This is a genomic window from Arachnia sp. (assembly GCF_057238465.1).
In genome coordinates this window covers 34,575-58,905 of sequence record NZ_DBHHFZ010000012.1, presented here as the reverse complement: position 1 = coordinate 58,905, position 24,331 = coordinate 34,575, and the positions used below count along the sequence as shown (strand labels likewise).

The 24,331-nt window shown below is 67.6% G+C and carries 20 protein-coding genes; 10 read left to right on the top strand and 10 right to left on the bottom strand.

The window, feature by feature from the left end:
- Positions 1-27 precede the first annotated feature (27 nt).
- Both ACO6D6_RS12515 and ACO6D6_RS12510 read left to right on the top strand, forming a co-directional pair.
- The gene (locus ACO6D6_RS12515; protein WP_484785579.1) at positions 28-2,673 is read left to right on the top strand and encodes an MMPL family transporter; all 2,646 of its coding nucleotides are present in this window, start codon (positions 28-30) and stop codon (positions 2,671-2,673) included.
- Positions 2,670-5,312, top strand: a complete 2,643-nt coding sequence (locus tag ACO6D6_RS12510; protein ID WP_484785578.1) for an ABC transporter permease — start codon at positions 2,670-2,672, stop codon at positions 5,310-5,312. Before ACO6D6_RS12515 ends, ACO6D6_RS12510 begins: the two co-directional genes overlap by 4 nt.
- Positions 5,313-5,664: 352 nt before the next feature.
- On the opposite strand, the gene ACO6D6_RS12505 is transcribed toward ACO6D6_RS12510, so the two are convergent.
- From ACO6D6_RS12505 to ACO6D6_RS12490, 4 genes are all read right to left on the bottom strand, one after another.
- The gene (locus ACO6D6_RS12505; protein ID WP_484785577.1) at positions 5,665-6,633 is read right to left on the bottom strand and encodes a Fic family protein; all 969 of its coding nucleotides are present in this window, start codon (positions 6,631-6,633) and stop codon (positions 5,665-5,667) included.
- A gap of 200 nt (positions 6,634-6,833) precedes the next feature.
- Complete coding sequence (locus ACO6D6_RS12500) at positions 6,834-8,018, bottom strand: ABC transporter permease (RefSeq protein ID WP_484785576.1); 1,185 nt, start codon at positions 8,016-8,018, stop codon at positions 6,834-6,836.
- Entirely contained in the window at positions 8,005-9,147 is a 1,143-nt protein-coding gene (locus ACO6D6_RS12495) for an ABC transporter permease (RefSeq protein WP_484785575.1), read from the bottom strand. Before ACO6D6_RS12495 ends, ACO6D6_RS12500 begins: the two co-directional genes overlap by 14 nt.
- Before the next feature lies 1 nt (position 9,148).
- Positions 9,149-10,132, bottom strand: a complete 984-nt coding sequence (locus ACO6D6_RS12490; RefSeq protein WP_484785574.1) for an ABC transporter ATP-binding protein — start codon at positions 10,130-10,132, stop codon at positions 9,149-9,151.
- Between the two features lie 180 nt (positions 10,133-10,312).
- Between ACO6D6_RS12490 and ACO6D6_RS12485 the strand changes: the two genes are divergently transcribed.
- Together ACO6D6_RS12485 and ACO6D6_RS12480 are read left to right on the top strand one after the other, a co-directional pair.
- Positions 10,313-11,470 carry a sensor histidine kinase gene (locus ACO6D6_RS12485; protein ID WP_484785573.1) on the top strand — a complete coding sequence of 386 codons (1,158 nt, stop codon included), beginning with the start codon at positions 10,313-10,315 and terminating at the stop codon, positions 11,468-11,470.
- Positions 11,467-12,126 (top strand): response regulator, encoded by a 660-nt coding sequence (locus ACO6D6_RS12480; RefSeq protein WP_484785572.1) that lies wholly within the window; start codon positions 11,467-11,469, stop codon positions 12,124-12,126. The genes ACO6D6_RS12485 and ACO6D6_RS12480 overlap by 4 nt, the downstream gene beginning before the upstream one ends.
- A gap of 224 nt (positions 12,127-12,350) precedes the next feature.
- Here the strand turns inward: ACO6D6_RS12480 and ACO6D6_RS12475 are convergent, their stop codons facing one another.
- Positions 12,351-12,758 carry a winged helix-turn-helix transcriptional regulator gene (locus ACO6D6_RS12475; RefSeq protein WP_014847424.1) on the bottom strand — a complete coding sequence of 136 codons (408 nt, stop codon included), beginning with the start codon at positions 12,756-12,758 and terminating at the stop codon, positions 12,351-12,353.
- 109 nt (positions 12,759-12,867) lie between these two features.
- Between ACO6D6_RS12475 and ACO6D6_RS12470 the strand changes: the two genes are divergently transcribed.
- Entirely contained in the window at positions 12,868-13,893 is a 1,026-nt protein-coding gene (locus ACO6D6_RS12470) for an NADP-dependent oxidoreductase (RefSeq protein WP_484785571.1), read from the top strand.
- Between the two features lie 33 nt (positions 13,894-13,926).
- Entirely contained in the window at positions 13,927-14,115 is a 189-nt protein-coding gene (locus tag ACO6D6_RS12465; protein ID WP_484785570.1) for an alpha/beta fold hydrolase, read from the top strand.
- A 296-nt stretch (positions 14,116-14,411) separates the two neighbouring features.
- Here ACO6D6_RS12465 and ACO6D6_RS12460 read toward each other — a convergent pair whose 3' ends face one another.
- From ACO6D6_RS12460 to ACO6D6_RS12440, 5 genes are all read right to left on the bottom strand, one after another.
- Positions 14,412-14,672, bottom strand: a complete 261-nt coding sequence (locus ACO6D6_RS12460) for a ribbon-helix-helix protein, CopG family (protein WP_041696659.1) — start codon at positions 14,670-14,672, stop codon at positions 14,412-14,414.
- Positions 14,673-15,128: 456 nt separating this feature from the next.
- On the bottom strand, positions 15,129-16,040 hold the full coding sequence (locus tag ACO6D6_RS12455) for an aldo/keto reductase (RefSeq protein WP_484785569.1): 912 nt from the start codon (positions 16,038-16,040) through the stop codon (positions 15,129-15,131).
- Positions 16,041-16,069: 29 nt separating this feature from the next.
- Positions 16,070-17,080, bottom strand: coding sequence for an alpha/beta hydrolase (locus tag ACO6D6_RS12450; RefSeq protein WP_484785568.1), 1,011 nt, complete (start codon positions 17,078-17,080; stop codon positions 16,070-16,072).
- Between the two features lie 44 nt (positions 17,081-17,124).
- Positions 17,125-18,177 carry an alpha/beta hydrolase gene (locus ACO6D6_RS12445; RefSeq protein WP_484785567.1) on the bottom strand — a complete coding sequence of 351 codons (1,053 nt, stop codon included), beginning with the start codon at positions 18,175-18,177 and terminating at the stop codon, positions 17,125-17,127.
- Between the two features lie 16 nt (positions 18,178-18,193).
- Entirely contained in the window at positions 18,194-19,072 is an 879-nt protein-coding gene (locus tag ACO6D6_RS12440) for an aldo/keto reductase (RefSeq protein ID WP_484785566.1), read from the bottom strand.
- A 184-nt stretch (positions 19,073-19,256) separates the two neighbouring features.
- Here ACO6D6_RS12440 and ACO6D6_RS12435 point away from each other — a divergent pair, with 184 nt between their 5' ends.
- The 4 genes from ACO6D6_RS12435 (at position 19,257) to coaBC (ending at position 24,242) form a co-directional block, all read left to right on the top strand.
- Positions 19,257-20,147, top strand: a complete 891-nt coding sequence (locus ACO6D6_RS12435; protein WP_484785565.1) for a LysR family transcriptional regulator — start codon at positions 19,257-19,259, stop codon at positions 20,145-20,147.
- A gap of 338 nt (positions 20,148-20,485) precedes the next feature.
- Positions 20,486-21,235, top strand: a complete 750-nt coding sequence (locus ACO6D6_RS12430; RefSeq protein ID WP_484785564.1) for an MIP/aquaporin family protein — start codon at positions 20,486-20,488, stop codon at positions 21,233-21,235.
- 49 nt (positions 21,236-21,284) lie between these two features.
- Entirely contained in the window at positions 21,285-22,808 is a 1,524-nt protein-coding gene (glpK, locus tag ACO6D6_RS12425; protein WP_484785563.1) for a glycerol kinase GlpK, read from the top strand.
- A 135-nt stretch (positions 22,809-22,943) separates the two neighbouring features.
- A complete protein-coding gene (coaBC, locus tag ACO6D6_RS12420; RefSeq protein ID WP_484785562.1) occupies positions 22,944-24,242 on the top strand; it encodes a bifunctional phosphopantothenoylcysteine decarboxylase/phosphopantothenate--cysteine ligase CoaBC in 1,299 nt (432 codons plus the stop codon).
- Positions 24,243-24,331 lie beyond the last annotated feature (89 nt).

The following is a 24,331-nucleotide window of genomic DNA, read 5'->3' as shown; positions in this document are numbered from 1 at the left end:
ATTCATGACTGTATCGAAGTGGGGAAGATGTCCGCTCAGCTCTACGCCCTCGGTCGCTGCTGTTTCAGACACGCGAAACTGGTTCTCGCCGCATGGCTGGTCGTCGTCCTGGCCGTGGGTGGTGCGGCCCTGGCCTTCCGGGGCAGTTTCGCGGACGTGTTCAAGATTCCCGGCTCCTCCTCCCAGGTGGCCCTCGACAAGCTGCACATGACCTTCCCGCAGGGCGCCATGACCCAGGCCACCGCGATCTTCGTGGCCCCGGAGGGCGGCCGGGTCGACGACTTCCGCGGCGTCATCGAGGACACCGTCACCGAGCTGGATGCGATCGATTTCGTGGACTCGGCCACCTCCCCTTGGGACGAGCGGATCTCGGGAATGGTCTCCGACGACGGCCGGGCCGCCATCGTCACGGTCCTGATCGATGTCAAGGGCGCCCCGAGCAACGAGCAGCTCGCGCAACTCACCGCCGTCGCCGAACGCATGTCCCAGCGGCTGCCGCAGGGCGCCACCCTCGACATGGGGGGCCAGGCCTTCAACATCGAACTGCCGAGTATGAGCGTCACGGAGATCGCGGGCCTGGGGGTCGCACTGGTGGTGCTGGCGCTGGTGCTCGGTTCCCTGGTGGCCTCGGGGCTGCCGCTGCTGACCGCGGTCACGGGGGTGGGGGTGACCATGGCCGTCATGCTGCTCATCGCCCGCCTGGCCAGCATCAACTCCACCACCCCGATGCTGGCGGTGATGCTGGGGCTCGCGGTCGGCATCGACTACGCCCTGTTCATCCTCTCCCGCCACCGCAACCAGCTGGGCGAGGGCATGACGGCGGAGGAATCGACGGCCCGCGCCGTCGGGACCGCCGGTTCGGCGGTGGTGTTCGCCGGGCTGACGGTGTTCATCGCCCTTCTCGGGCTCGGGGTCTCGGGGATCCCGTTCCTCACCGTGATGGGTGCGTTCGCTGCCCTGGCCATCGTGCTGGCGGTGTTCATCGCGCTGACGATGCTGCCCGCGCTGATGGGGCTGCTGGGGGAGCGGCTGCGGCCCCGGCCGAGGAGGCCCCGGCGCCCTGGAACCCACAGGGGTGGCGTGTTCGCGTGGTGGGGTCGCGTCACCACCGGGCATCCCGTCGTGGTGCTGCTGGTCGTGGTGGCCGGTCTCGGGGCGCTGACGATCCCGGGCCTGGGTTTGCGCACCGCTCTGCCGAACTCCGGGCAGCACGCCGCGGGCGCTCCGGATCGTGTCACCTACGACCTGATCTCGCAGCACTTCGGGGTGGGGCGCAACGGCCCGCTGGTGCTGACCGCCGACGTCATCTCCAGCAAGGATCCGCTGAAACTGGTGGCCGACCTCAAGGAGGAGGTGGAGGCGATCGACGGTGTCGCCGCGGTGCCGCTGGCCACCCCCAACCAGAATGCGGAGGTCGCGATGCTCCAGGTGGTGCCCACCACCGGTTCCGACGACCCCGCCACCGCAGACCTCGTCCAGACCCTGCGCGACCGGCACGACCAGTGGCTGGAACGCTACGGCGTCGAGACCGCCGTAACGGGCATGACCGCCATGCAGATCGACGTCAACTCCCGTCTCGTGGGGGCGCTGCTGCCGTTCGGGATACTCGTGGTCGGGTTGTCGCTGGTGCTGCTGGCCGCGGTGTTCCGGTCGGTGTGGGTGCCCGTAAAGGCCACCCTCGGTTTCCTGCTGTCGGTCGGGGCCGCTTTCGGGGCCACCAAACTCGTGTTCAACGACGGCTACCTGAAGGAAATGGTGAACCTGGAACGCGGGATGCCCGTGATCTCCTTCCTGCCAATCCTGCTGATGGGAATCCTGTTCGGCCTGGCCATGGACTACGAGGTGTTCCTCGTCTCCCGGATCCGCGAGGAGTACGTGCACGGCAAGAAACCCGTCGACGCGATCCGTGACGGCATGGCCGCATCCGGGCCGGTGGTGGTGGCCGCCGCCGTGATCATGTTCTCGGTGTTCGCGTTCTTCGTCCCGGAGGGCATCAGCTCCATCAAACAGATCGCCTTCGCTCTCGCCGTCGGGGTGGCGATCGACGCCTTCTGCGTGCGCATGACGCTGGTGCCGGCGGTGATGGCGCTGCTCGGGAAGCGGGCCTGGTGGCTGCCGCGCTGGCTGGACAAGGCGCTGCCCACCTTCGATGTCGAGGGCGAGGTCCTCACGGAGAAACTGAAACTGGCCCGGTGGCCCGGCGGCGACCACCTGCTCTACGCCGAGGAGGTCGCGGTCGAGGGACTGCTGCCGCCCACCAGCCTGGTGCTGGAGGCCGGGAACGTGATCGGCGTCGCGGGCCCCGTCTCGTCCAGGACCGGGTTGGCGCTGGCGCTTTCGGGCAGGCTCGGCATCACCTCGGGGCGCGCCCGGGTGGCGGGGGAGCTGCTGCCCGGAGCCGCCACCGCCGTGCACCGCCGCACCCGCTACGCCGACCTCACCAACGACCCCACCGCCCTGTCCTCGCTGCGCCCCATCCCGGGCAGCGTCGTCTTCGTCGACTCGGTGGAGACCATCGATGTCGGTGACGAACGCCTGGCCGGTCTGATCGACCGGTTCCGCGGCGATGGAACCTCGGCGCTGGTGCTGTGCGCCAGCAGCGAATCGATCCTCGAAGCCCTTCCCGTCGACGGCGTGTTCGTCGTCGACCAGCCCGTCAGGAGCATCCGATGAGACCTGAAAGCATTCATTCCGGACATCGCCTCGGTTGGCCGGGGCTCGTCGTGCTGGCCCTGGTGCCGCTGCTCGCGGTCGGCGCCCTGCTGGGGCTGGTGCGCGGCAGCAACAACCAGGGAATCCAAGCCGCCGTGGTCAACCACGACAAGGCGGTGACCGTCAACGGCCAGATCGTGCCGCTGGGGCGGCAGTTGGCCTCCGAGATGGTGGCCCGGGAGGGAACCAACATCTCGTGGACCATCGCCGATGCCGAGGACGCCGAGGCCGGGTTGAAAGACGGCCGCTACTCCGCCGTGGTCACCATCCCCGAGGGGTTCTCCGAGGCCGCCACCTCCTTCAGCAGCAACGACGCCGCCATCGCGAAACAGGCCACCATAGACGTCGTGGTTTCCAAGAACGCGCCCTTCGCCGACGCGGCCCTTGCACACGACATCGCGGGCCTGGCCACCGACACCATCAACGCCACCCTCACCAAGGCCTACCTGGAGAACATCTACATCGGTTTCAACAAGGTGGGGGAGCAGTTCAAGCAGGTCGTCGACGGGGCGGGCAAACTCAATGAGGCCGGCTCCCAGCTCGCCGACGGCGCAACCACCGCCGCCGAGAACTCCGGGAAGCTCGCCGACGGGCTTGGTGAGCTGTCCACCCAGGGGCAGAAACTCGGCAGCGCCGCGAACACCCTGGCCGAGGGGTCGCAGAAACTCAGCGGCGCAGCGGGAACCCTGGCGGGCGGGGCAGGGAACCTCGCGAACGGCACCCGGAGCTTCGCGGGGGGCATCGCACAGCTGAACGCCCAGGCGCCGCGGCTCGCGGACGGGGTCAACCAGCTCACCGACGGGGCCACGCCACTGCTGGAGGGGGTTCCCGGATACACCTCGGGCACCGTCGGTGTCCTCGACGGGGTGGGTGAACTGCGAAACGGCTTGGCACAGCTCGAATCCAGCCTGAACTCCCAGCTCGACCCGGAGGCCATGAAGGAGGCCCAGGCGGCCCTCGGACAGCTCGTCCCGGCGCTGCGCGAGGCCCAGCAGGCCCTCAAACAGTACTTCCCGGGGGCGAGCGACATCACCATCGAGGAGGTGCGTTCCAAACTCGCGGCCTTCGACGCACAGCTGAACAAGCTCGACTCCACCCTGGCCGGTTACGCCTCCGGTGAGACCCCGCCGCCTTCGGAACTGAAGGAGTTCGCCCAGCGGCTGGTCGCGAACTGGAAGTGCCCGATCGAGGACGCCGAAACCTGCAAGCTGCTCCGAGAGGCCTACCAGCAGGGGGTCGGGGATGCCCTGACCAAGGGTTTCCAGCAGGGGGCGAAAGCAGCCCTCGGGGTGCTGCAGCAAACCGACCCGAAGACCGGAAAGACCCTGCTGGAAACCGCCCGCGGGTTCTCGCGGATGGGATTGGGAATGACCGAGTCGGCCATCAAGCTGCGCGACGCGATGGCCAAGATCGTGCCCGCTGGAACCGATCCCCTGACCGCCCTGGAGCAGCTGCCGTCGAAGATCACCGAGCAGGCGCAGAAACTGACCGGCGGGGTCACGAAACTCCGCGAGGGCGCCGACACCATCCTCACCAAGGCCGAGCCGCTGCGCACCAACGCCGAACAGCTCGGCACCGGCGCAACCCAGCTGCTGGGCGGTTTGCGGCAGCTGCGGAACCAGACCTCCGCGTTGCCGGCCGCGACGGCCCGCCTGGCCGAGGGGGCGAATCAACTCGCCAGCGGATCGTCGAAGCTGGCCGACGGGGCCGGGCAGCTCTCCTCGGGGGTGGGGCAGCTCTCCTCCGGGGCCGGGCAGCTGGCCGACGGCACCGGCAGGTACGTGACCGGCGTCGGCCAGGCCGCCGACGGGGCAACCCAGCTCGCCGCGGGGCTGCTGCGGCTCGGCGCGGGGTCGCGGGAACTGTCGCAGGGGCTCGGGACCTTCCACGACAAGCTCTCCGAGGCCGGGGACAAGCTGCCCAGCTACAGCGATTCCGACCGCGACACGTTGTCGCAGGTGGTCGCCTCGCCCGTGCTGAAGGACGGGAAGGTCTACGAGGCGATGATGGTGCCGCTGGCCGCGCTGCTCGCGGTGGCGGCCCTGTGGCTCGGGTCGCTGCTGTCGTGGAGCTTCGCGCGTCCCGTTCCCTCCGACCTGATCGCGTCCTCCCGCACCAGCGCGACCCTGTGGCTGCGCACCCTCTGGCCCCCGGCCGCGCTCGGAGCGGTCCAGGGCCTGCTGCTCGGCGTCACGGTCGGCATGGCACTCGAACTGACGCCGGGACGCACCATCGGCGCGGCCGCCCTGCTGGCGATGGTCGGGGTGAGTTTCGCCGTCGTCAACCACGCCCTGACCGGCTGGTTCGGCAACGTGGGCCGCGGGATCTCGGTGCTGGCCCTGGTGATCACCGTCGCCCTCGGGCTGACCTCCACCACACCGGGCTGGGTCCAGGGGGTCGCGGGAATCTCGCCGCTGCACAACGGTTTGCTGCTGGTGCGTACCTTCCTGGCCAGCGGGTCGGGCCTGGTGGCGCTCGGCGGGGCGGCCCTGCTGTTCGGGGCGATCGCCGTCGGGTTGTCGTACCTGGCGATCGCAACCCGCCGGCGCCTGACCGCCGACCAGTTCCGCAGCCGCGTGGTAAGGGCAGTGGGGGTGTAACCGGGTCCGGGACGCTCCTGTGCCCTGATCAGGAACCCGGTTGCGCGGCACCCCCGGAACGGGAGCTGGGCGCCGAGCGGGATTCAGGCCGCAGCGACTGCGCCCTGGGGGAGCACGGACCGGATGCCCCCCCAGGCGACGAAGAGCCGCCAAACACCCGGACGACATGACGCCATTTGCATGGTTGAAATGACGCCATATGGACGGTTGCATTGGCGCCAACTGCCGGGTTGGGGCGGCTGCTGGCGAGAGAAACGGGAGGAAGGGCGGCTCGACGACTATCTGCCGCGTTTCACGGATCCGGATGGTGCCGTGCCCTTCCCGTTTCGGGCCCTGCGACCCCGACCGGCATTCACGTGGGGCCTGCGTCGCCGATGATCCGCCATGTTCCCGCCCGGGCGCTGCCGTGCCGGGCCAAATGTCCCGACCGACGCAGCCCGGCGACCAGGCGCTCCGCCGTCCTGCGCGAGCATCCCAGGTGCTCGGCCAGCGTCGCGATGGTCGCATCCGGGTTGGCGCCGAGGAACGACAGCGCACGTTCTCGGCGGTCCCGAATCGAGTGAGTCGTCGTATAGGGAGTGAGCGCGTCACGGATGACCGTGAGCATGAAGGTTACGAAGGCCTCACCCGAGCCCTGCGCGTTCGAGCGGGCGATGGCTCTGTAGTAGCTCTCCTGGCGGTCCCGGATCACGCTTTCGACCGGCAGCCACGCCAGCGCCGGCCGCCACCGCGACAGCAACAGTGTGTGCCACAGGCGTCCCGTCCGCCCGTTTCCGTCCGAGAAGGGGTGGATGAACTCGAATTCGTAGTGGAAGACGCAGGAGACCAGCAGCGGGTGGAGATCGGTCGAGGCCATCCAGCCGAACAGATCCGACATGACCTCGGGGACGTATCGGGCCGGTGTGCCCGCATGTATGAGCCTGCTCCCCTCGAAAACCCCCGCGTTCCCGGAGCGGTACCGTCCGGCGTCGCCGATGAGCCCGCGCATCATGACGCCGTGGACGCGCAGGAGATCGTCCGGGGAGAGGGGGTCCAGGTCATCCATGAGCTGGTAGGCGCGACGAGCGTTGGTCACCTCGAGGATCTGATCAGCGGGACCGAGGACGCGCTTGCCGTCGAGGATGGCCGTGACGGCCTCGCGTGAGAGCGTGTTCCCCTCGATCATGAGGGAGGCGTGAATGGTGGTGATGCGCAGCTCGCGGTGCAGCACGGGGTTCGTACCGAGGGTCGACGCGGGGCCGAGCGCCCCGACGAGTTCGGCGATCTCCATGCACAACCCGTCAATCTCGGAGGTGCGGTTCAGCGGCGGCTCGTAGACCATGCGATCGTCCCCTCAGGTATCGATGTCGTCGCGTCCGGGGCGTGAAGACGATTACCGCCATATTTTACCGCCAGTGGCGGTGATCAATGCCGGCCCGCGTTCGTGTTTTCCTCCTCGTCGTAGTGTGAAAATCTGGAGTTGTGGTCCACATTTTCACGAAGCGTCGTAGAAACCCCGCTATCGCCGGGCATGAGGACCCCTCACAGCGATGACCGCGCCCGGGTGCGGCCCACCGCCATGGCGACGGCGAAGATCGCGACGGCGAACAGGGCGCAGATCCCGCAGTCGGCGAGCAGGGGGCCGATGGCTTCGGCGGACAACGAGGTGGCGGTGAAAGCCCCTGAGATCGCCTGGGCCGCCCAGTAGCCGGGCGTGAGCCTGGCGGCCTGGACGACGGCGTCGGGCATCCACTCGATGGAAACCCAGGAGCCGGCCAGGAAGGACAGCGCCATGCCGCCGATGTTGGCGACCGCGTTGGCCGCGTTCTGGCCCAGGCCGATCTGCCCCACGAGGAATCCGAGCGAGACCGCCACGAGCATGTAGGCACCCAGGGCCGCCCCGACGACCCCCAGCAGCGGCGCCGACGTCGTCACTGCACCGGTCCCGAAGGCTGCGACGGCCAGTCCGAAGATCCACAGCCACCCGACCAGGCCGATGACGAGGCAGGCTCCCATGACCCCGAGGCTGCGGGACCTGCTGCTCACCGGTGCCGCGGTGAGACGGGAACGCACTGCCCGGCGCCCCAGCGACGCCATGAGCGTCGAGATCGTCACGACCGCGAAGGCCATGATCGGGTAGATGGAGAACTTGGCGTAGACGGTGAGGCCGTACGACAGGGGCGTCGCGTCCTGGGCGACCCGCTCGGCCGGGGCGGAGTGGTTCATCGTGTCCCTGGCCAGGGAGACGGCCCGGGCCGGGTCGTCGGTGAGCGTCGAGAGATAGTCGGCGACCTGCCCCAGGTAGGAGTCGGTGCGCACGTTCATCAGCGACCCCGCGGCCGATTCGTATCCGATGACCGTGTCCATCCGGGGCGGTTCGGTGCCCTGGCGGATGGCCTCCTGGAGCCGCTGCCCGTAGCCGGCGGGGATGATGAGGATGTAGTTGATGCGGTTCTGCGCGGTGGCGTCCTGGAAAGCCTGCCTGGAGTCCTCCAGTGGCCTCGCCTCGCCGACGGACTCGACGTAGTCCTTGACTCCGCGGGAGATCGTGGAGCCGTCGCGGTCGATGACGGCGACACTCGCAGTGGCCTGTCTAACCTGGTCGGAGGAACTCCCGGTCTGGGTTGCTCCGGCGAGCAGGCCGAGCAGGGACAGCGCCACCAGATAGACCAGGATGTAGACCCGATGGGCCGCCACCACTTTCAACGAGGTCTTAAAGGTGCTCATGGTTCATCCTCCTGGCACGGATCAGGGCGATGGTGAGGAACAGGCAGGTCATGCCCAGCAGGGCCGCGCAGCTGCGGGCGAAGGGCGCCAGGGAGTCGTAGTAGAGCAGTCCGTAGAAGCAGCGGGAGGCCTGCCACAGGGGGTTGAGTTGCGCCAGCAGCGGGGCACTGCGTTCGACGGAGTCGGCCAGGGCCTGTGCCCCGGTGCCGTACAGGCCGGTGAACAGCGACAGCAGGCAGGTGATCGCGGAGACCATCCCGACCCCCAGCTTCCCGAACGTTCCCAGCACGGCACCCGCCGCGCTCGACATGAGGCTGGCCACTCCGATCGCCACCAGGCACAGCGGCAGGTGCGGTCCGAAGTCCACCCCCACCACCGTCGCGATGAAGGCGAAGGCGATGAGCAGGCAGGCCAGGACACACGCCCACGAGGCCGCGAGCGTGGCCGTCAGCACCTTCCACCGCGGCAGGCCTGCCATGGTTTGCCGTGCTCCCAGGGGTGAGTTGGCCACGATGCCCTGCACGGCGATCATCGCGACGGTCATGCCCATGCCGCTGGCGAAGGCCAGCAGCGCGAAGTAGTAGCGGGTCGCGGGTTTGACGGGAGCCGGCGTCACCGAGACCGGCTGGGTGAAACCGTGCCCGGCCTGAAGGGACATCACCTGCCCAGGTGGTGTTCCGGCCTCGATGAGGGCCTCGTGTTCGGCCCGGGTCTGGGTGTAGGAGTCCATGACCACCCGCAGAACCCGCAGGGACTCCTGCACGTCACCCTTCTGGGTCACGTGCAGCACGGGTTCGCCGTTCTCGACGGCGAGGTAGCCGTTGGTGTCCCCGCGTTTCGCGGCGGCCTCGGCCTCGGATGCGGTGGAGTGGGTGACCCTGGTGATGAGGTGGGGGTCGGCGTCGTCGGCGGAGATCCGTTCCACGAGGGCGTCCAGGCCGGGGGCCGCCCGGTAGGCCTCGTCCTGGACGACGCCGAAGCTCATGGGGCTGGCCTCGTAGGACTCCTCCAGGTTGGAGAACTGCACCATGAAGATGACGGACAAAACGATCGGGAAACCGAGCGTCCACACGATCAGGGCCTTGTCGCGCAGGAGCCTGAGCACCTGGTGGGAGAAAACGGCCAGCATCTCAGGCCGCCTCGTCCCGCAGGGCCCGCCCGGTGATCTCCAGGAAGACATCGTTGAGGGTCGGGGGCTCGGAGGTCACCCGGCCGCAGGTGGCTCCCGCCGCGGCCAGCGCCCCCATGACATCGGAGAGGTTGTGTGCCCCGGGAGAGCACTCGACGAGGACCTCCGGTTCCTGGTAGGTGGCGGTGCGCACGTGCTCCAGGCGGCGCAGACCCTCAAGGGCCTCCTCACCCAGCGGGACCGGGTCCGCGATCTCCACCCGGATGCGCTCACCGGTGCCGATCATGGCCTTGAGTTCGTCGGAGGTGCCGGAGGCGACCTGCCTGCCGCGGTCCATGATGACGATCCGGTGGCACAGCTGCTCCACCTCCTCCATGTAGTGGCTCGTGTAGATGATGGTGGCGCCCTGCTCGTTGAGGTGTTTGATGCCGTCGAGGATCGCATTGCGGCTCTGCGGGTCGACGGCGACCGTGGGCTCGTCCAGGATGATGAGGTCGGGGCCGTGGGCGATCCCGCAGGCGATGTTGAGGCGGCGCAGCAGACCGCCGGAGAGTTTCTTGGGCTTGAATTTCACGAACTTCTCCAGGCCCACGAAGGCGATCGCCTCGTCGACCAGGCGGCGGCGGGTGGCGCGGTCGTGCACGTACAGGGCACAGAAGGCGTTGACGTTCTCCGCCACGGTGAGCTCGTCGAAAACCGCGACATCCTGGGGCACCACACCGATGCGGCGTTTGAGTCCGTAGGCGGTGGGCGTCATGGGCTGGCCGAAAACCCGGATCGACCCCTTGTCGTAGGTGAGCAGTTGGAGGAGGCAGCTGATCGTCGTCGTCTTGCCCGAGCCGTTGGGGCCGAGCAGCCCCAGTACCTGGCCGCGCGGAATTCTCAGGGACAGGCCGTCCACCGCGACGAGTTCCCCATAGCGTTTGACCAGGGACTCCACCTCCACGGCGTGATCCGCGTCCCGGATGCTCCCCTTGAGTTCCATCTCAGCTCCTCGGTTCCCGCCGGTGCATCCGGCTCATGGCTCCCATGCTTCCGCCGCGCCGGTCGCGGCAGAAGTGCTTGCTGTCATGAGCTGAGCGGGCAGCCATGACATCTGTCATGAGCTTTGTCACGGGCGCCGGAAACAGGAGTGCGGGCTGGAGCGCCGGGCCCGGGAGTGCTGGTGATCGCCGATAATCGGGGCGTGAAGGTCTTGGTCGACAAAGGCGTGATCCTGTGCGGCTGCGTCCTGCTGGCCCTGCTCGCCGGTGAGGTGGACGCGGTCGCCGTGATCTGGCTGCTCCTGGCCGTGGCCACGAGCGGATTGAGCATGGCTACTGACCGGTGGCGCTGGGTCGTTGCCGTTCCGGCCGGCTACCTCCTGCTCGGAACCCTCGCGACGGCGTCGGTAGCGGGGGCGCCGCTGGCCGTCCACGACCTGGCGCGCATCGCAGCCCTCGGGACCCGGCGGCAGCGGGTGGTGGCTGCGATCGGCTGCGCACCGTTCCTGGTGTTCGTGGCCGGGCGGGTGCCGGGAACGCCGGTGCTGGCGCTCGTCCCGGTGATCTGCGCGCTCGCAGCCCTTCTGGCGCTGCGCACCACCGAGGAGGAGACCACGCGAGTGCGCCTGCACGCGATGCGCGACGACCTGCGGGAGAAGGTCCTCGCGCTGCAGGACGCAAACGCCCGGCTGCTGCAGGCCCAGGACCACGAACTGCGTGCCGCCGCCCTGTCAGAGCGCACCCGGATCGCCCGCGAGATCCACGACGGCGTCGGGCACGTCCTCACCCGCCTCCTGCTGCGGGTCAAGGCCTTTCAGGTCACCCACCGCGACGAACCGGGCGTCGTCGCCGATCTCGCCACCTTGGATTCGGACCTCGGCGAGGCCCTCGACTCCATGCGCCGATCCGTCCACGCCCTGTCCGAGGAGGGCGAGGAACTGGCAACCTCCCTCAATCTGCTGGGCTCGCGCTGCGGCATCGCTAAGGTGGACGTCGACTGCTCCATGCAGACCGAACCCCCACCGGCGGTGGCGCGCTGCGTCGTCGCAGTGGTGCGCGAGGCACTCACCAATGCCGCCCGCCACGGCCGAGCCGCCTCCGCGCGGGTGGCGGTCACCGACTATCCCGCTTTCTGGCAGGTCACGGTCGACAACGACGGCATCGTCCCGCCCGAGGACGAACCGCTCTTGGACGGCGACAAGAATGCAGGCCTGGGTCTGCGTTCCATGACCGAGCGGGTCGAGGCCCTGGGCGGTAGGGTGCGGATCACCCCGCGACCGCGGTTCACGGTCTTCGCCACGATTCCCAAGGATGCGGCAGGCAGAGAAGGAAAGTCATGAAGGTCCTCATCGTCGACGACGACGCGCTCGTCGCCCAGTCGCTGTCCACGATCCTGTCGGTCGAGGCTGATGTCGAGGTCGTCGGCCTGGGTCGTTCGGGCCCTGAGGCAATCGAGAAGTACCGGGAGCTGAAACCCGACATCCTGCTCATGGACATCCAGATGCCCGGCGGCGATGGGCTCAGCGCGGCCGAACGGATCCTGGCCGGGGACGTGGCTGCGCGCATCGTCTTCCTGACCACCTTCTCCGACGACGAGTACATCGTGCGGGCCCTCAGGATGGGTTCGCGCGGCTACCTCATCAAACAGGACGTCGCCCAGATCGCCCCGGCGCTGCGATCGGTGATGGCCGGGGTGTGCGTGCTGGAGGGGGAGGTGCTCGAACGCAGCGCCACCATGCGGCTGAGCGCCCGGCCGGAACCTGACGGTCCTCAAAACAAACCCCTGAGGGGCACCGTCTTCGCGGCCCTGACCGACCGCGAGTACGAGGTGGTCGAGGCCGTCGCCGAGGGGCTGGACAACGCCGAAGTGGCGGCGAGGCTGTTCATGAGCGAGGGCACGGTGCGCAACCACATCAGCTCGATCCTGGCCAAACTGGGCCTGCGCAACCGCACCCAGGTGGCGGTCATGTACTACCGCTCCGCGCAGGCCGGATAGCGGAGCGCCCACGAGGAGGCCTTGCGGCGATCGCCGCAGGAACCGCAAAGCGCCATCGGGGCGTCGCTGGCCTGCGCAATGACCTGGAACTGCACGTGCTCAAGACCGCCCTCTCGAGCGAGTGCAGAAAGGACTTCAAGAGGGCGAAGAAACGTGGTCCTGATGTGTGACCGACGACGGTCATGGCGGGGTGGGTGAGACGGCGGCGGTGAACAAAGCTTCGGTCACGTTCCGATGTGGGCTTTGCGAAGTGCGGAGAGTCGCTCGGCGAAGCCATCGTGGTCGGAGCCCAGGTCGGGTGCGTTGTGTGCGGTCGTCGGGTCGATTCGTGCGCCGAGCCGTCCGAGTTCGATCAGCAGCGGCACTGTCGCCATGCCTTGTTCGGTCAGCGAGTACCTGCCCTGCTTGCCACGAGTGACTTCGTCCTTGGTGAGGAAGCCTGCTGCGACGAGATCGGTCAGTCGACGTGAGAGCACGGGGGCGCTGATGCGCTCCTCGCTGCCGGTGAGCAGGTCACGGAAGGAGCGTCGGTCGTGCAGGACGATGTCACGCAGGATCAGCAGGCTCCACCGGTCGCCGAGCATTTCGAGGCTCCGATTGATCGGACAGTGTGAGCGGGGCTGGGGAATCATCGGGCATCCTCGCTGGTAGTTGCATTTTGTTACCGCCTACTCTACTCTGGTTTTCAACTGATAACACATTGCAACCAGTTGCCGGGTTTCGCGGCACAGGAAGGACGCCATGAAAGCCTTTGTTCTGGAGAGATACGGTCAATCACTGCGCGCCGTCGACATGCCCGTCCCCGAACCCGGTCCGCGCCAAGTGCTCGTGAGGATGGTCGCCTCCGGTGTCAATCACGCCGATGAACGCACCCGTGTCGGTGAGTTCAAGGCCGTTTTTCGTCTCGACCTGCCGAAGGTGATGGGCGGGGAGCTTTCCGGCGAGGTGGTTGCCGTCGGGGATCAGGTCACGGAGTTCGCCGTCGGGGATCAGGTCTACGGCTACACCGGCGTGGTCGGCATGGGAACCTGGGCCGAGATCGTCGCGGTCGACGCCGAGACCTTGGCGCCCGCGCCTCGCGGCATTCCGCTGGCTCGAGCAGCTGCATTGCCGGTTGTCGCGCTGACCGCCTGGCAGGCGCTCGTGACGATCGGTCACCTTCAGCCGGGTCAGACGGTCCTGGTCCACGGCGGCGCCGGCGGTGTCGGCTCGGCCGTCATTCAACTCGCCAAACACCTGGGGGCCACTGTCGCCACCACGGTTTCGGCGGCCAGCGCTGAAACTGTCAAGGAGCTCGGCGCGGACATCATCATCGACTACCGCAACGACGACTTCGTCGAGAAGCTGACCAACACACCCGTTGACATCGTCGTCGACACCCAGGGGGGTGAGGTGAGCTTCCGGTCGCTTGAGGTGCTGCGCCGAGACGGGATCCTGATCGGTATCGCCGGAACGCCCGACCCGGCACTGGCCGACCAGGCCGGGGCCGGTTCGCTGGTCAAACTCGCCCTGTCCGCCCTCAGCCTCCGGTTGCGTCGCCGGGCCCGTAAACTCGGCGCGCGCTACCGGTTCCTGTTCATCGAACCCGATGGTGAGGCGCTGCGCATCATTGCCCGGCTCGTCGATGACGGCGTCATCAAACCCGCTGTCGATCGGGTCCTGCCCTTCGACGACACTTCCGAGGCACTCGATCAGCTGCTGGCCGGGGGAGCCCGCGGCAAGGTCCTCGTCACCACCATCCCGGAAGAGGTCACAATTCATGCCTGAGAACAACGTCGCCACGGTAGAAAGCGCCACCCGATGGACTTCCGCCCCACCCTCATCGCCAATGGCGACCACGACCGCATGGTTCCGACCTCGCTGTCCGAGGACATGCACCAGCGCATTCCCAACAGCACCGTGGTCATCTACCCCGACGCCGGCCACGGTGGTGTCTTCCACCGATACCAGGAGTTCATTCCGACGCTGTTGGCTCACCTCGACACGTGAGCTCCAGGGCCAATTCTGGTTCATGGCAGAGTTGCAGGGTGGAGGCCTTTGGCGGGCTTATTCAGGACACGAGTCGTCGATACGCGGCTCTGGCTTTCATCGCGTGAATGATCTCGACTTCACCGTCATCCCACAGCAACACGACGATTTCCAGGAGGCGGCCTGCCGTATCCAGCCGATCCTCAATTCACGCTGCGGGTTCTCGTCATCCAGTGGTCCGCCTGCCAGCGCTGACCGCGCGGCAGTGATCGCGTCCTCGTCGCTGATCCCGTGTTTACGTGCGGACAGGGCGACGATCACGCGCGAGCCCACTCGCGCACGGCAGCCCGGATCGCAGCGGAGCGGTCCAGGCCCTCACGCTCGGCGCGCGCCATCAACTCGGCCAGCTCTTCGTCGGAGAATCGCGTCGGCACCACCCGGGAGGCGCTTCCCGCCCGTGGTGGGCGTCCCCAACGCTTCTGCAACTCCTCAACGTCATAGCCCGCTTCGGCCTCATCTGCCCATGCCTGAACCTGAGCATCCGAGACCTCGCGTCCCTGAATCATCCGCTTACCCATGACAACAGTGTATTACGTAATACAAATTGGTTGGATCCGGATCGTGTGGGGCGCCAAGGATTGGTTGTACCGTGGACCTCGCAAGTGATCGCCTGTCTGGATCGCTTCCGTGAGGCGGATGCGATCATGGGGGCCGCTGCTTGTGGTGGAAGCAACGAGTAGGCGTTCCGTGTGTTTCGCGTGGAGTTGAACCATCCCGGGGTTGCTCTGGGACGTTACCCAAAGTCTTCGGCGATGACGCCTGGTGCGTGGTGGTCCGGATGCTTTCGGGGCAGGGTGCTTAAGGATCAGTCCGCCTGTGCTCTCATTGGTTCTTCGTTCCCATTCGAACCGTCATGGCTTCCCGGTACGCGGAACGAGAAATGGTTGTTTCCCTCGGGTATGCGCAGGGGATTGTTCCCCACGAAGCTTCGGTCCGTTGTCGCCCCCTCCGGTGGGCGGGGAACCGCTGGTGTGTCAGTAGAGGGCCGCGCCGGATGGGTCGGCCTTGCGGATGCGTTCGTTGACCAGCCAAGCGATCATCTTCGGGTCGCGGTGATCGAAAATGCGCGGGAAGGAGCCGTCATCCAGGGCGGCGAAGGCGGCCATGTCCTCCTCGTCGAGGGAGAAGTCGAACACGTCGAGGTTCTCCTCCATGCGGGCCCGGCGCACCGACTTCGGGATGACGATGACGTCCTGCTGGATCAGGGCGCGCAGCGTCACCTGCCCGGCGGTTTTCCCGTGTTTCGCGCCGATAGCGGTCAGCACCGGGTTGGTGAAGATGCCGTTCTTGCCCTCGGCGAAGGGCGCCCAGGCCTCGTGGACCACGCCGAGCGAGGTCATGAACTCATGCGCCTCGGCGTTCTGGCGGAAGGGATGGGTTTCCACCTGGTTGACCATCGGCGGGACCTCGGTGAGCAGGGCAATGTCCGCCAGACGGTCCGGGTAGAAGTTGGACACGCCGATAGCGCGCAGCTTGCCTGCTCGGTAGGCCTCCTCCAGGGCGCGGTACGCGCCGGGGAAGTCGGCGATCGGCTGGTGCAGGAGCATCAGATCGATGTAGTCCGTGCCAAGCAGGCGGAGGGACTCGTCGATGGAGGCGGCGGCCCGCTCCTGGGTGAGGTTGACCGGGGCGATCTTCGTCGTCAGGAAGACGTCCTCCCGGGCCAGACCGGAGTCTCTCAGGCCGGCGCCGACCTCCTCCTCGTTGGCGTAGGACTGGGCGGTATCGATCATCCGGTAGCCGACCTCGAGAGCTTCGTGCACGCAGCGCAGGGTCTCCTCCGGCGGGGTCTGGAAGACGCCGTATCCGAGGACCGGCATCTCGACGCCGTTCGCCAGGGCGCGGGTGGGGATGATGTGTGCAGAGGCGGTGTTCGTGATGTTCATGCGCTCCTTGTGTGCTGTGTGCGGGGTGGTTAGGTGGTTGGGAAGGCCTGCTGAAGGAAGGCGTCGTACTCCTCGATCCATCCGCCCTCGGCGCCGAAACCGTGCGGCCAGCCGTCGAGCACACGGGCTCTCAGCGTGACACCGGATCTCGCCAGCACATCCACCTGCGCCTCGAACTGGTCGTAAAAGGGGTCCTTGGTGCCGTAGCAGTAGTAGGTCGGAGCGGCTCCGGTGAGGCGGTTCGGATCGAGTTCCGCCACGGACAGGCGGCCGTAAAAGGAATAGATCATCGCGGTCGCGGCGGCATCGGCGCTCACGGCGTCGAGCGCGTCCGGTGTGTAGTCGGCGTCGAGTTCGGTCGGGGATGTGGCTCCGGACCAGTTCAGGATCGTCTCGCCGCACAGGATGCCGCCGGCGGAGTAGCCGCCCAGCGCGATGTGCTGCGCGCTGGGCAGGCTGTAGTCGGCGGCGTGGGCGCGTACGAACCGGGTGGCGCGGGCCAGGTCGCAGCCGGCCTCGGCCTGCGTGTGGGGCCGCACGCGGTAGTCGACGACGAAACAGTGGTAGCCGAGCGCGGACAGCCGTGCGGCCGTCGGATAACAGTCCGAGTTGTCCCCGCGCAGGGCGAAAGCCCCGCCCGCGCACAGGAGCACAGCCCCCTTGACGGTGGTGTTCCCTGCGGCGGGCACGCTCGTCACTGTGGGGCGGAAGCCCGCCGGGTCGTGGCCACCGCCGCCGGGCCCCGTGGTGGTGGGCGCATTGCCCTCCTCCCACAGGAACAGACACTGGCGGCGGGACGGATCCACCGTCGCCGTCGCGACCGTTGCTTCGACGCCGGCCGGGTCGGGGCTGACATGGCCGAGGTCCACCCCGGTGAAGTCCGGCTGGTCCATGGTGACGAGTTCCCGGACACCGGAAGGACCGGTGTTCGAGGCGCCGGGGTCGCCGGAACCCGTGGCCGGGTCGGTGCATCCGCTGACGGTGTGGCTAACGAAGAGGGCGCCGATGCCAGCGGTGAAGGTGCGTCTCGTGATTGTCATCTCCGTTTCCCTAACAGTTCTGTTGCGTGCCGGCCGGTTCCGGGTCACGGAACGGCGGCGTCGATCCGCGCCTGCCAAAAAGCGGTGGCATCCTCGATCCAACCCTCGGCGGCGGTTCCGACGCCGAGCCCGAAGCCGTGGGGCAGACCGTCGTAGGCGTGGAACTCCGACGGTGTCCCCGCAGCCGCGATGGCGTCGATGCGCGCCTGCATGGTGCGCCAGGGAGCGATCCCGTCCGCAGTGCCGACACAGGCGTAGGTCGGCGGTTCCGTCCCGGAGATCTCCGAGAGCCCCGTGTACTGCATGACGACAGCGCCCGGACCGGGCACGTCATCGCCCCCGAACCGGGAGGGGCTGTGGGAGCCGAGGGAGGCGGCCAGGCGCGCTCCCGCGGAGCCGCCCCACAGCGAGTAGCAGGCGAGGTCCACGCCGAACTCATCGGCGCGGGAGTGAATGAAGGAGACGGCGCGGGCCAGGTCCGCGCAACCGTTCCGAAGACTCGGGCGGTATTGCAGCGTGAAGGCCGTGTAGCCGTGGCGCGAGAGCCACAGGGCGTGCGGCATCGAGTCGTGGATGGAACCCACGTAGGCGAAACCACCGCCCGCGCTGCACACGGCCACGTGCGGACGCTCACCCGTCACCGTGCGCTGCGCCGGGAAGACGAACAAGCCGGTGTCCTTCAGGGTCGGATCTGCCGACTTCTCCGCCTCGGTGTAGATGTCGTGGAAGACGACCTCACCCTTCTCGCGGCGCCCGAGCAGGTCGCCCACGACGTCAACCGTGGTGTTCACGTTGACGAAGGAGTACCAGGGGAGCAGGCCGGCCACGTCGGCCAGGGTGTCACCGGGCCGGGGTGGGTTGAAGGTGATGGGGAACAGGAAACGGCCGTAGTCCTCCAGCAGCGGGTTGTTGATGACATCGGCGATGAGCGTGTCACCGTTCACGACTCCCTCACCTCCTGCTGTGCGTGGGCCCGGGTTCTCAGGGAGCTGCGTGCCCGAGGCCGGGGAGCAGCCCGTGACGGCCGCGAGGATGGCGGCCGCCACGGTGCCTCCCGTCGCGAGACCGAGTTCCCTGCGCGTCAGCACGGATCGCATGGACGAAGCGGCGCTTTCAGTACAGCGTTCCGCCGCCCAGCTGGTTGTTCTTGACGTAGTCACGCAGCATCCACGTGACCGCCTTGGGGTCGTAGTGGTCGAAGATGCGCGGCAGACTGCCGTCGTCGAGTGCGGAGAAGGCCGCCAGGTCCTCGGAGTTCAGCTCGAAATCGAAGACGTCGAAGTTCTCCTCCATGCGGTTGCGGTGAGTCGTCTTGGGGATGACGATGACATCCTTCTGCATCAGCGCCCGCAGGATCACCTGCCCGGGCCTCTTGCCGTACTTCTCACCGATCCCGGTGAGCACCGGGTTGGTGAAAACGTTGTTCTGGCCTTCGGCGAAGGGCGCCCAGGCCTCGTGGGCGACGCCGAACTCGGCCATCACCTCGTGGGCCGCGTCCTGCTGGCGGAAGGGGTGGGTCTCGATCTGGTTGACCGCAGGCGGGATCTCGGCGAGCAGGGCCACGTCGATGAGACGCTCGGGGTAGAAGTTGGATACCCCGATGGCGCGCAGCTTGCCGGCCTTGTAGGCGTCCTCCATGGCGCGGTAGGCGCCGGGGTAGTCACCCATCGCCTGGTGCAGGAGCATCAGATCGATGTAGTCGGTGTCCAGTTTGCGCAGCGACTCGTCGATGGAGGCGGCCGCCCGCTCGTAGTTCATGTTGGCCACCCAGATCTTGGAGGTGATGAAGACCTCCTCGCGGGGAATGCCGCTGGCGCGCACGGCGGCACCGACGCCCTCCTCGTTGTCGTAGGCCTGGGCGGTGTCGATGAGCCGGTAGCCGACATCGAGGGCCTCGGCCACGCAGCGTTCGGTCTCCTCGGGCGGGGTCTGGAAGACGCCGTAGCCGAGCATGGGCATCTCGACGCCATTGTTGAGAGTCTTGTGGAGCATGGTGGTGTCCTTCCGGTGGTGTGAGGCGGTCGGGTCTGCTGGGAGTAGTCCTTGGATGTGGTGACGAAGAGCGGCAACTTTCCCGGTATCGGGTAGTAGGGAATTCTGACCCTGCTGCATCAATTCTCGCCGGAAATCCGGCTTTGTAAAATGCAAATATCGAATTGGTTGATGCGCGAAGCGCATGAGCCGGGATGTGAACCGACACCGCGACGGTACGGAGGGGATGGGTGTGGAACTGGAGCAGCTGAGACAGCTCGACGCCATTGCGCGCGAGGGAACCATGAGCGCCGCCGCCCGCGTCCTGCACATCTCACAACCCGCCCTGTCCCGCTCGCTGGGGCGCCTGGAGACCGAACTCGGCCTGCAACTCTTCGACCGTGCCGGGCGCCGTCTCGTGCTCAACGACGCCGGCCGTGTCGCCCTCGAACACGCACGCCAGCTTCTCCGCGACGAGCAGGCGATGCGCGGTGCCCTGGAGGACCTGGCCCGCCGCACCCGCGCGCTGCGGGTGGGGACTGTCGCGCCTGCGCCGTTGTGGCGGCTGACCGCGCTCATGACGGAGCGTTTCCCGGAGCTCGTCCTGACATCCCGGATGCTCCCCGAGGACGAGGTGGAGGCCGGTGTTCTCGGCGGGGAACTCGATCTCGGCATCACCCTGCACCCCGCGGCCCAGCCGGTGACGCGTTCGTGCCCGCTCATGGTGGAGAACCTCTCCGTCGCACTACCGTTCGGGCATCCGCTCGCGACGAGGCCGAGCGTGGGAACGGCCGAACTCGACGGCGAGACCTTCCTGCTCTTCGAGGGCATCGGATTCTGGCGTGGGCTGTGCGACGAACACTTCCCGAACTCGGAGTTCGTCGTGCAGGAGGACCGCGCCGTCTTCGAGCAGCTCACGCGCAGCTCGTCGTTTCCCTATTTCGTCACCGATGCGCCCTTCTTCGCGGCCCGGCCGCCCGGTCGTGCGGTGGTGCCGATCCACGACGCCATGGCCCGCGCGACCTTCCACCTGCTGGTCCACCCCGGCGGTCGCAGGGAGGTCGTTGACGTCTTCGAATGGGTGCGTGACCGGTGAGGGATGCGGGGCAGCGGCGGCTTTCCCCGGCCTCGGTGCCCAGGGGATGGGGGCGATTCCTGGTTTGGCTGGCCCTTTCATCCCGGTCCGGGCGGAGCAGTCTGTCCGGTGGTTTCCTGCGACCGTGAGCGATCCGGGTGCACGAGCGGATGGTTCGTGCACCGTGCTCAAGAAGTGGTGCATGAACGTGCACAGGTCTTGCGTTTTTCCCGGTGGAAGCGCTTGGCTGTGCCTGTTCGAATGGTTCGGACGGTGACGAGGTCCCGCCTCGTCAGTCCTTGCAAGGGTGCCGCCCCGGCGTCGCCCGTGACAAAGTAGTCAGAACTGGAGTTCTAGAGATGTTCGCCATCTTCCTGTCGGAAGCAGTCGGTTCGATGCTGCTGATCCTCCTTGGCTGCGGCGTGGTCGCAAACACCGCGCTGGCCAAGTCCAAGGGACAAGGAACAGGTTTTCTGTTCGTGAACTGGGGGTGGGGCCTCGCGGTGTTCGTGGGTGTCATCGCCTCCGCCAAGTCCGGTGGCCACCTGAACCCGGCTGTCACCATCGGTCTGCTCGTCAATGACGTCGCCCAGGGAAAGCCCGCCATGGATTTCGGCACGGTGATGGCCTACATCGCTGGCCAGTTCGTCGGTTCGCTGATCGGTGCCTTCCTGTGCTGGGTGGCCTACAAGCAACACTTCGACGAGGAGGCCGATCAGAGTGCCAAACTCGCTGTGTTCTGCACGGCACCTGCCATCCGCAAACCGGTGTTCAATCTCCTCACCGAGATCATCGGCACCTTCGTGCTGGTTTTCGTGGTCATCGCTGGCGGCATCTACACCGACAACGCTGGAAAGACCGGCTGGCTGGGCGCGTTCGGCGTCGCCCTGTTGATCGTCGTCATCGGCACCGGCCTCGGCGGCCCCACCGGATACGCCATCAACCCCACCAGGGACCTGTGCCCCCGCATCATGCACGCCGTCCTGCCCATCAAGGGCAAGGGCGATTCCGACTGGAGCTACTCCTGGGTCCCGGTCGTCGGACCCATGATCGGCGGCCTGCTGGGTGGTCTGCTGGCAGCCCCGCTGCTGGTTTTCCCGCTGCAGTGATCCAACCCAGCCCCGAAAAGATACCGGCGTTTCACGAAGGAGCCATCACATGACAGACACCAAATACGTGCTCGCCATTGACCAGGGAACCACCTCGTCGCGCGCGATCATCTTCGACCACGCAGGCCGCATCGTCGCCGTGGGGCAGAAGGAACACGAACAGATCTTCCCCCGCGCCGGCTGGGTGGAGCACAACGCCGCCGAAATCTGGGACAACGTCCGTGAGGTCGTCGCCCAGGCTCTCGCGAAGGCGCAGCTGAACAAGGAGAACCTGGCCGCGGTCGGTATCACCAACCAACGCGAGACCACTCTCGTGTGGGACAGGAAAACCGGTGAGCCCGTCTACAACGCCATCGTCTGGCAGGACACCCGCACCCAGAAGATCGTCGAGGAACTCGGCGGTGAGCAGGGGGCCGACCGGTACAAGGAGATCGTCGGATTGCCGCTGGCCACCTACTTCTCCGGACCGAAGGTCAAGTGGATCCTCGACAACGTCGAGGGCGCCAGGGAACGCGCCGAGGCCGGCGACCTGGTGATGGGCACCATGGACACCTGGGTGCTGTGGAACCTCACCGGGGGTGTGAAGGGTGGCGCGCACGTCACCGACGTCACCAACGCCTCCCGCACCATGCTGATGAACCTCAAGACCCTCGACTGGGAGCCCTCCATCGCTGCCGACATGGGCATCCCGATGTCGATGCTGCCGGAGATCAGGTCGTCGGCCGAGGTCTACGGCGTGTGTCGTCCGCAGGGTCTTCTGGCCGGTGTTCCGGTTGCAGGCATCCTCGGTGACCAGCAGGCCGCGACCTTCGGGCAGGCCTGTTTCGAGAAGGGCATGGCGAAGAACACCTACGGCACCGGCTGTTTCATGCTCATGAACACCGGCGAGGAGATTGTCCCCTCCAAGAACGGCCTGCTGACCACGGTGTGTTACAAGATCGGCGACGCGAAACCCGTCTACGCGCTGGAGGGTTCCATCGCGGTGGCGGGGTCGCTGGTGCAGTGGCTGCGCGACAACCTGCGGATGTTTGACTCTGCTCCCGAGGTCGAGACCCTCGCGGCGACGGTCGACGACAACGGCGGTGCCTACATCGTGCCCGCATTCTCGGGTCTGTTCGCCCCCTACTGGCGGGCCGACGCACGTGGTGCGCTGGTGGGTCTCACCCGCTACGTCAACCGCGGTCACATCGCCCGCGCCGTCCTGGAGGCCACGGCCTTCCAGACCCGCGAGGTGCTGGACGCCATGGAAGCCGACTCGGGTGTGAAACTGACCGAGCTGAAGGTCGACGGCGGCATGACCGCCAACGAAACCCTCATGCAGTTCCAGGCCGACCAGCTCGGTGTCGACGTGGTGCGTCCCGTCGTCGCTGAGACCACGGCGCTCGGCGCGGCCTACGCGGCGGGCATCGCCGTCGGGTTCTGGAACGGTGAGCAGGACGTCATCGACAACTGGGCCGAGGACAAGCGCTGGGGCGCGGAGATGGACGAGGCCGAACGCGATCGCCTGTACCGCAACTGGAAGAAGGCCGTCACCAAGACCTTCGACTGGGTCGACGACGACGTCGTGGAGTGAGCTGATGATCGAAACGGGCCGCGGGAAACCCGCGGCCCGTTTCCCGTGCCCGGGGACGTGACCTGCTGGCCGCAGGCGGGGCCGACCTGGTGGCGGGCCCGTTTCCCGTGCCCGGGGACGTGGGATCATGGCTTCATGTCAGACACACCCGAGCCCACACCGGCCAGGCCGCGACGCATCGTCGTCGGGGTTTCCGGTTCCATTGCCGCCTACAAGGCCCCCTTCGTCATCAGAACACTTCGGGAGGCCGGGCACGAGGTCAAGACGGTGCCCACCGAGGCGGCGCTGCGGTTCATCGGGGCTCCGGCGTTGGCGGCCGTCTCCGGGGGTCCGGTGTCGTCGGGGGTCTTCGACGACCCGGCCGCTGTCGAACACGTCGCGGTGGGGGAGTGGGCGGAGCTCGTGGTGGTCGCTCCCGCGTCGGCGGATCTGCTGGCCCGTGTCGCGGCGGGACGGGCCGACGATCTGCTCACCGCGACGATCCTCACCACTACTGCGCCCGTGCTGCTGGCCCCCGCCATGCACACCCAGATGTGGCTCAACCCGGCCACCCAGGAAAACGTCGCGACGTTGCGCCGCCGGGGTTTGACGGTGCTCACCCCCGACTCCGGGCGCCTGACCGGCAAGGACTCCGGGGTTGGGAGGCTGCCCGATACCGACCGGATCGTCACCGAGGCCCTGGCCCTGCTGGAGAGCTCGGATGCCGAGGGCAGGCCCAACGGGTTGGAGGGTCGGCACGTGGTGGTCTCGGCGGGCGGCACCCGCGAACCGATCGACCCGGTGCGGTTCCTCGGGAACCGTTCCTCCGGGCGGCAGGGCTGCGCCATCGCGCGGGCCGCAGCGGTCCGCGGGGCGCGCGTCACCCTGGCCGCGGCGCACGTCGATGCCGGCATCCTGGCCCAGCTGCCGGCCTCCGTCGAGGTGATCCCGGTGAACACGGCCCTGGAACTCAACGATGTCGTGCGGCACCTCTGCACCGACGCCGACGCCGTCGTCATGGCCGCCGCGGTCGCGGATTACCGGCCAGCCACCGTTTCGGCCGCGAAGATCAAGAAACACGGCCTGGATGACGACGAGACGGGGATCGTCCCGCCGCCCGTGATCACGCTGGTGGAGAACCCCGACATCCTGGCCGGGCTGGTCTCCGACCCGCCCCGGGGCGAGGACGGGCGGACCCTGGTGGTCGGGTTCGCGGCCGAGACCGGCGACGAGAACGGCGACGTCCTGAGCCACGGGGTCGCGAAGGCGTGGCGGAAGGGCGCCGACCTGCTGGCCGTCAACGCCGTCGGTCCCGCCCTCGGGTTCGGTGACGTGCCCAATGCGGTCGTGGTTCTGGACGTCCAGGGTCGCGAGGTGGCCCGGGCCTCCGGCAGCAAGGACGACGTGGCCAGGGTGCTGGTGGACCTCATCGCCGAGCGCCTGGAGAACGACTGATCACCGCCCCGACCGCGACCGCCAGCCGGCCCTGCCCGAGGAGACGGTGATCCCACTCCGGAAACAGCTCCTCGACGGGGCCCGCACCC

Excerpts from the sequence above, each read along its gene's own strand:
- ACO6D6_RS12500 (WP_484785576.1), bottom strand. The coding sequence starts at position 8,018 with ATGAGCACCTTTAAGACCTCGTTGAAAGTGGTGGCGGCCCATCGGGTC.
- ACO6D6_RS12510 (WP_484785578.1), top strand. The coding sequence starts at position 2,670 with ATGAGACCTGAAAGCATTCATTCCGGACATCGCCTCGGTTGGCCGGGG.
- ACO6D6_RS12430 (WP_484785564.1), top strand. The coding sequence starts at position 20,486 with ATGTTCGCCATCTTCCTGTCGGAAGCAGTCGGTTCGATGCTGCTGATC.
- ACO6D6_RS12495 (WP_484785575.1), bottom strand. The coding sequence starts at position 9,147 with ATGCTGGCCGTTTTCTCCCACCAGGTGCTCAGGCTCCTGCGCGACAAG.
- coaBC (WP_484785562.1), top strand. The coding sequence starts at position 22,944 with ATGTCAGACACACCCGAGCCCACACCGGCCAGGCCGCGACGCATCGTC.
- ACO6D6_RS12455 (WP_484785569.1), bottom strand. The coding sequence starts at position 16,040 with ATGAACATCACGAACACCGCCTCTGCACACATCATCCCCACCCGCGCC.
- ACO6D6_RS12470 (WP_484785571.1), top strand. The coding sequence starts at position 12,868 with ATGAAAGCCTTTGTTCTGGAGAGATACGGTCAATCACTGCGCGCCGTC.
- ACO6D6_RS12475 (WP_014847424.1), bottom strand. The coding sequence starts at position 12,758 with ATGATTCCCCAGCCCCGCTCACACTGTCCGATCAATCGGAGCCTCGAA.
- glpK (WP_484785563.1), top strand. The coding sequence starts at position 21,285 with ATGACAGACACCAAATACGTGCTCGCCATTGACCAGGGAACCACCTCG.
- ACO6D6_RS12490 (WP_484785574.1), bottom strand. The coding sequence starts at position 10,132 with ATGGAACTCAAGGGGAGCATCCGGGACGCGGATCACGCCGTGGAGGTG.
- ACO6D6_RS12505 (WP_484785577.1), bottom strand. The coding sequence starts at position 6,633 with ATGGTCTACGAGCCGCCGCTGAACCGCACCTCCGAGATTGACGGGTTG.
- ACO6D6_RS12515 (WP_484785579.1), top strand. The coding sequence starts at position 28 with ATGTCCGCTCAGCTCTACGCCCTCGGTCGCTGCTGTTTCAGACACGCG.
- ACO6D6_RS12465 (WP_484785570.1), top strand. The coding sequence starts at position 13,927 with ATGGACTTCCGCCCCACCCTCATCGCCAATGGCGACCACGACCGCATG.
- ACO6D6_RS12480 (WP_484785572.1), top strand. The coding sequence starts at position 11,467 with ATGAAGGTCCTCATCGTCGACGACGACGCGCTCGTCGCCCAGTCGCTG.
- ACO6D6_RS12435 (WP_484785565.1), top strand. The coding sequence starts at position 19,257 with ATGAGCCGGGATGTGAACCGACACCGCGACGGTACGGAGGGGATGGGT.
- ACO6D6_RS12460 (WP_041696659.1), bottom strand. The coding sequence starts at position 14,672 with ATGGGTAAGCGGATGATTCAGGGACGCGAGGTCTCGGATGCTCAGGTT.
- ACO6D6_RS12440 (WP_484785566.1), bottom strand. The coding sequence starts at position 19,072 with ATGCTCCACAAGACTCTCAACAATGGCGTCGAGATGCCCATGCTCGGC.
- ACO6D6_RS12450 (WP_484785568.1), bottom strand. The coding sequence starts at position 17,080 with ATGACAATCACGAGACGCACCTTCACCGCTGGCATCGGCGCCCTCTTC.
- ACO6D6_RS12445 (WP_484785567.1), bottom strand. The coding sequence starts at position 18,177 with ATGCGATCCGTGCTGACGCGCAGGGAACTCGGTCTCGCGACGGGAGGC.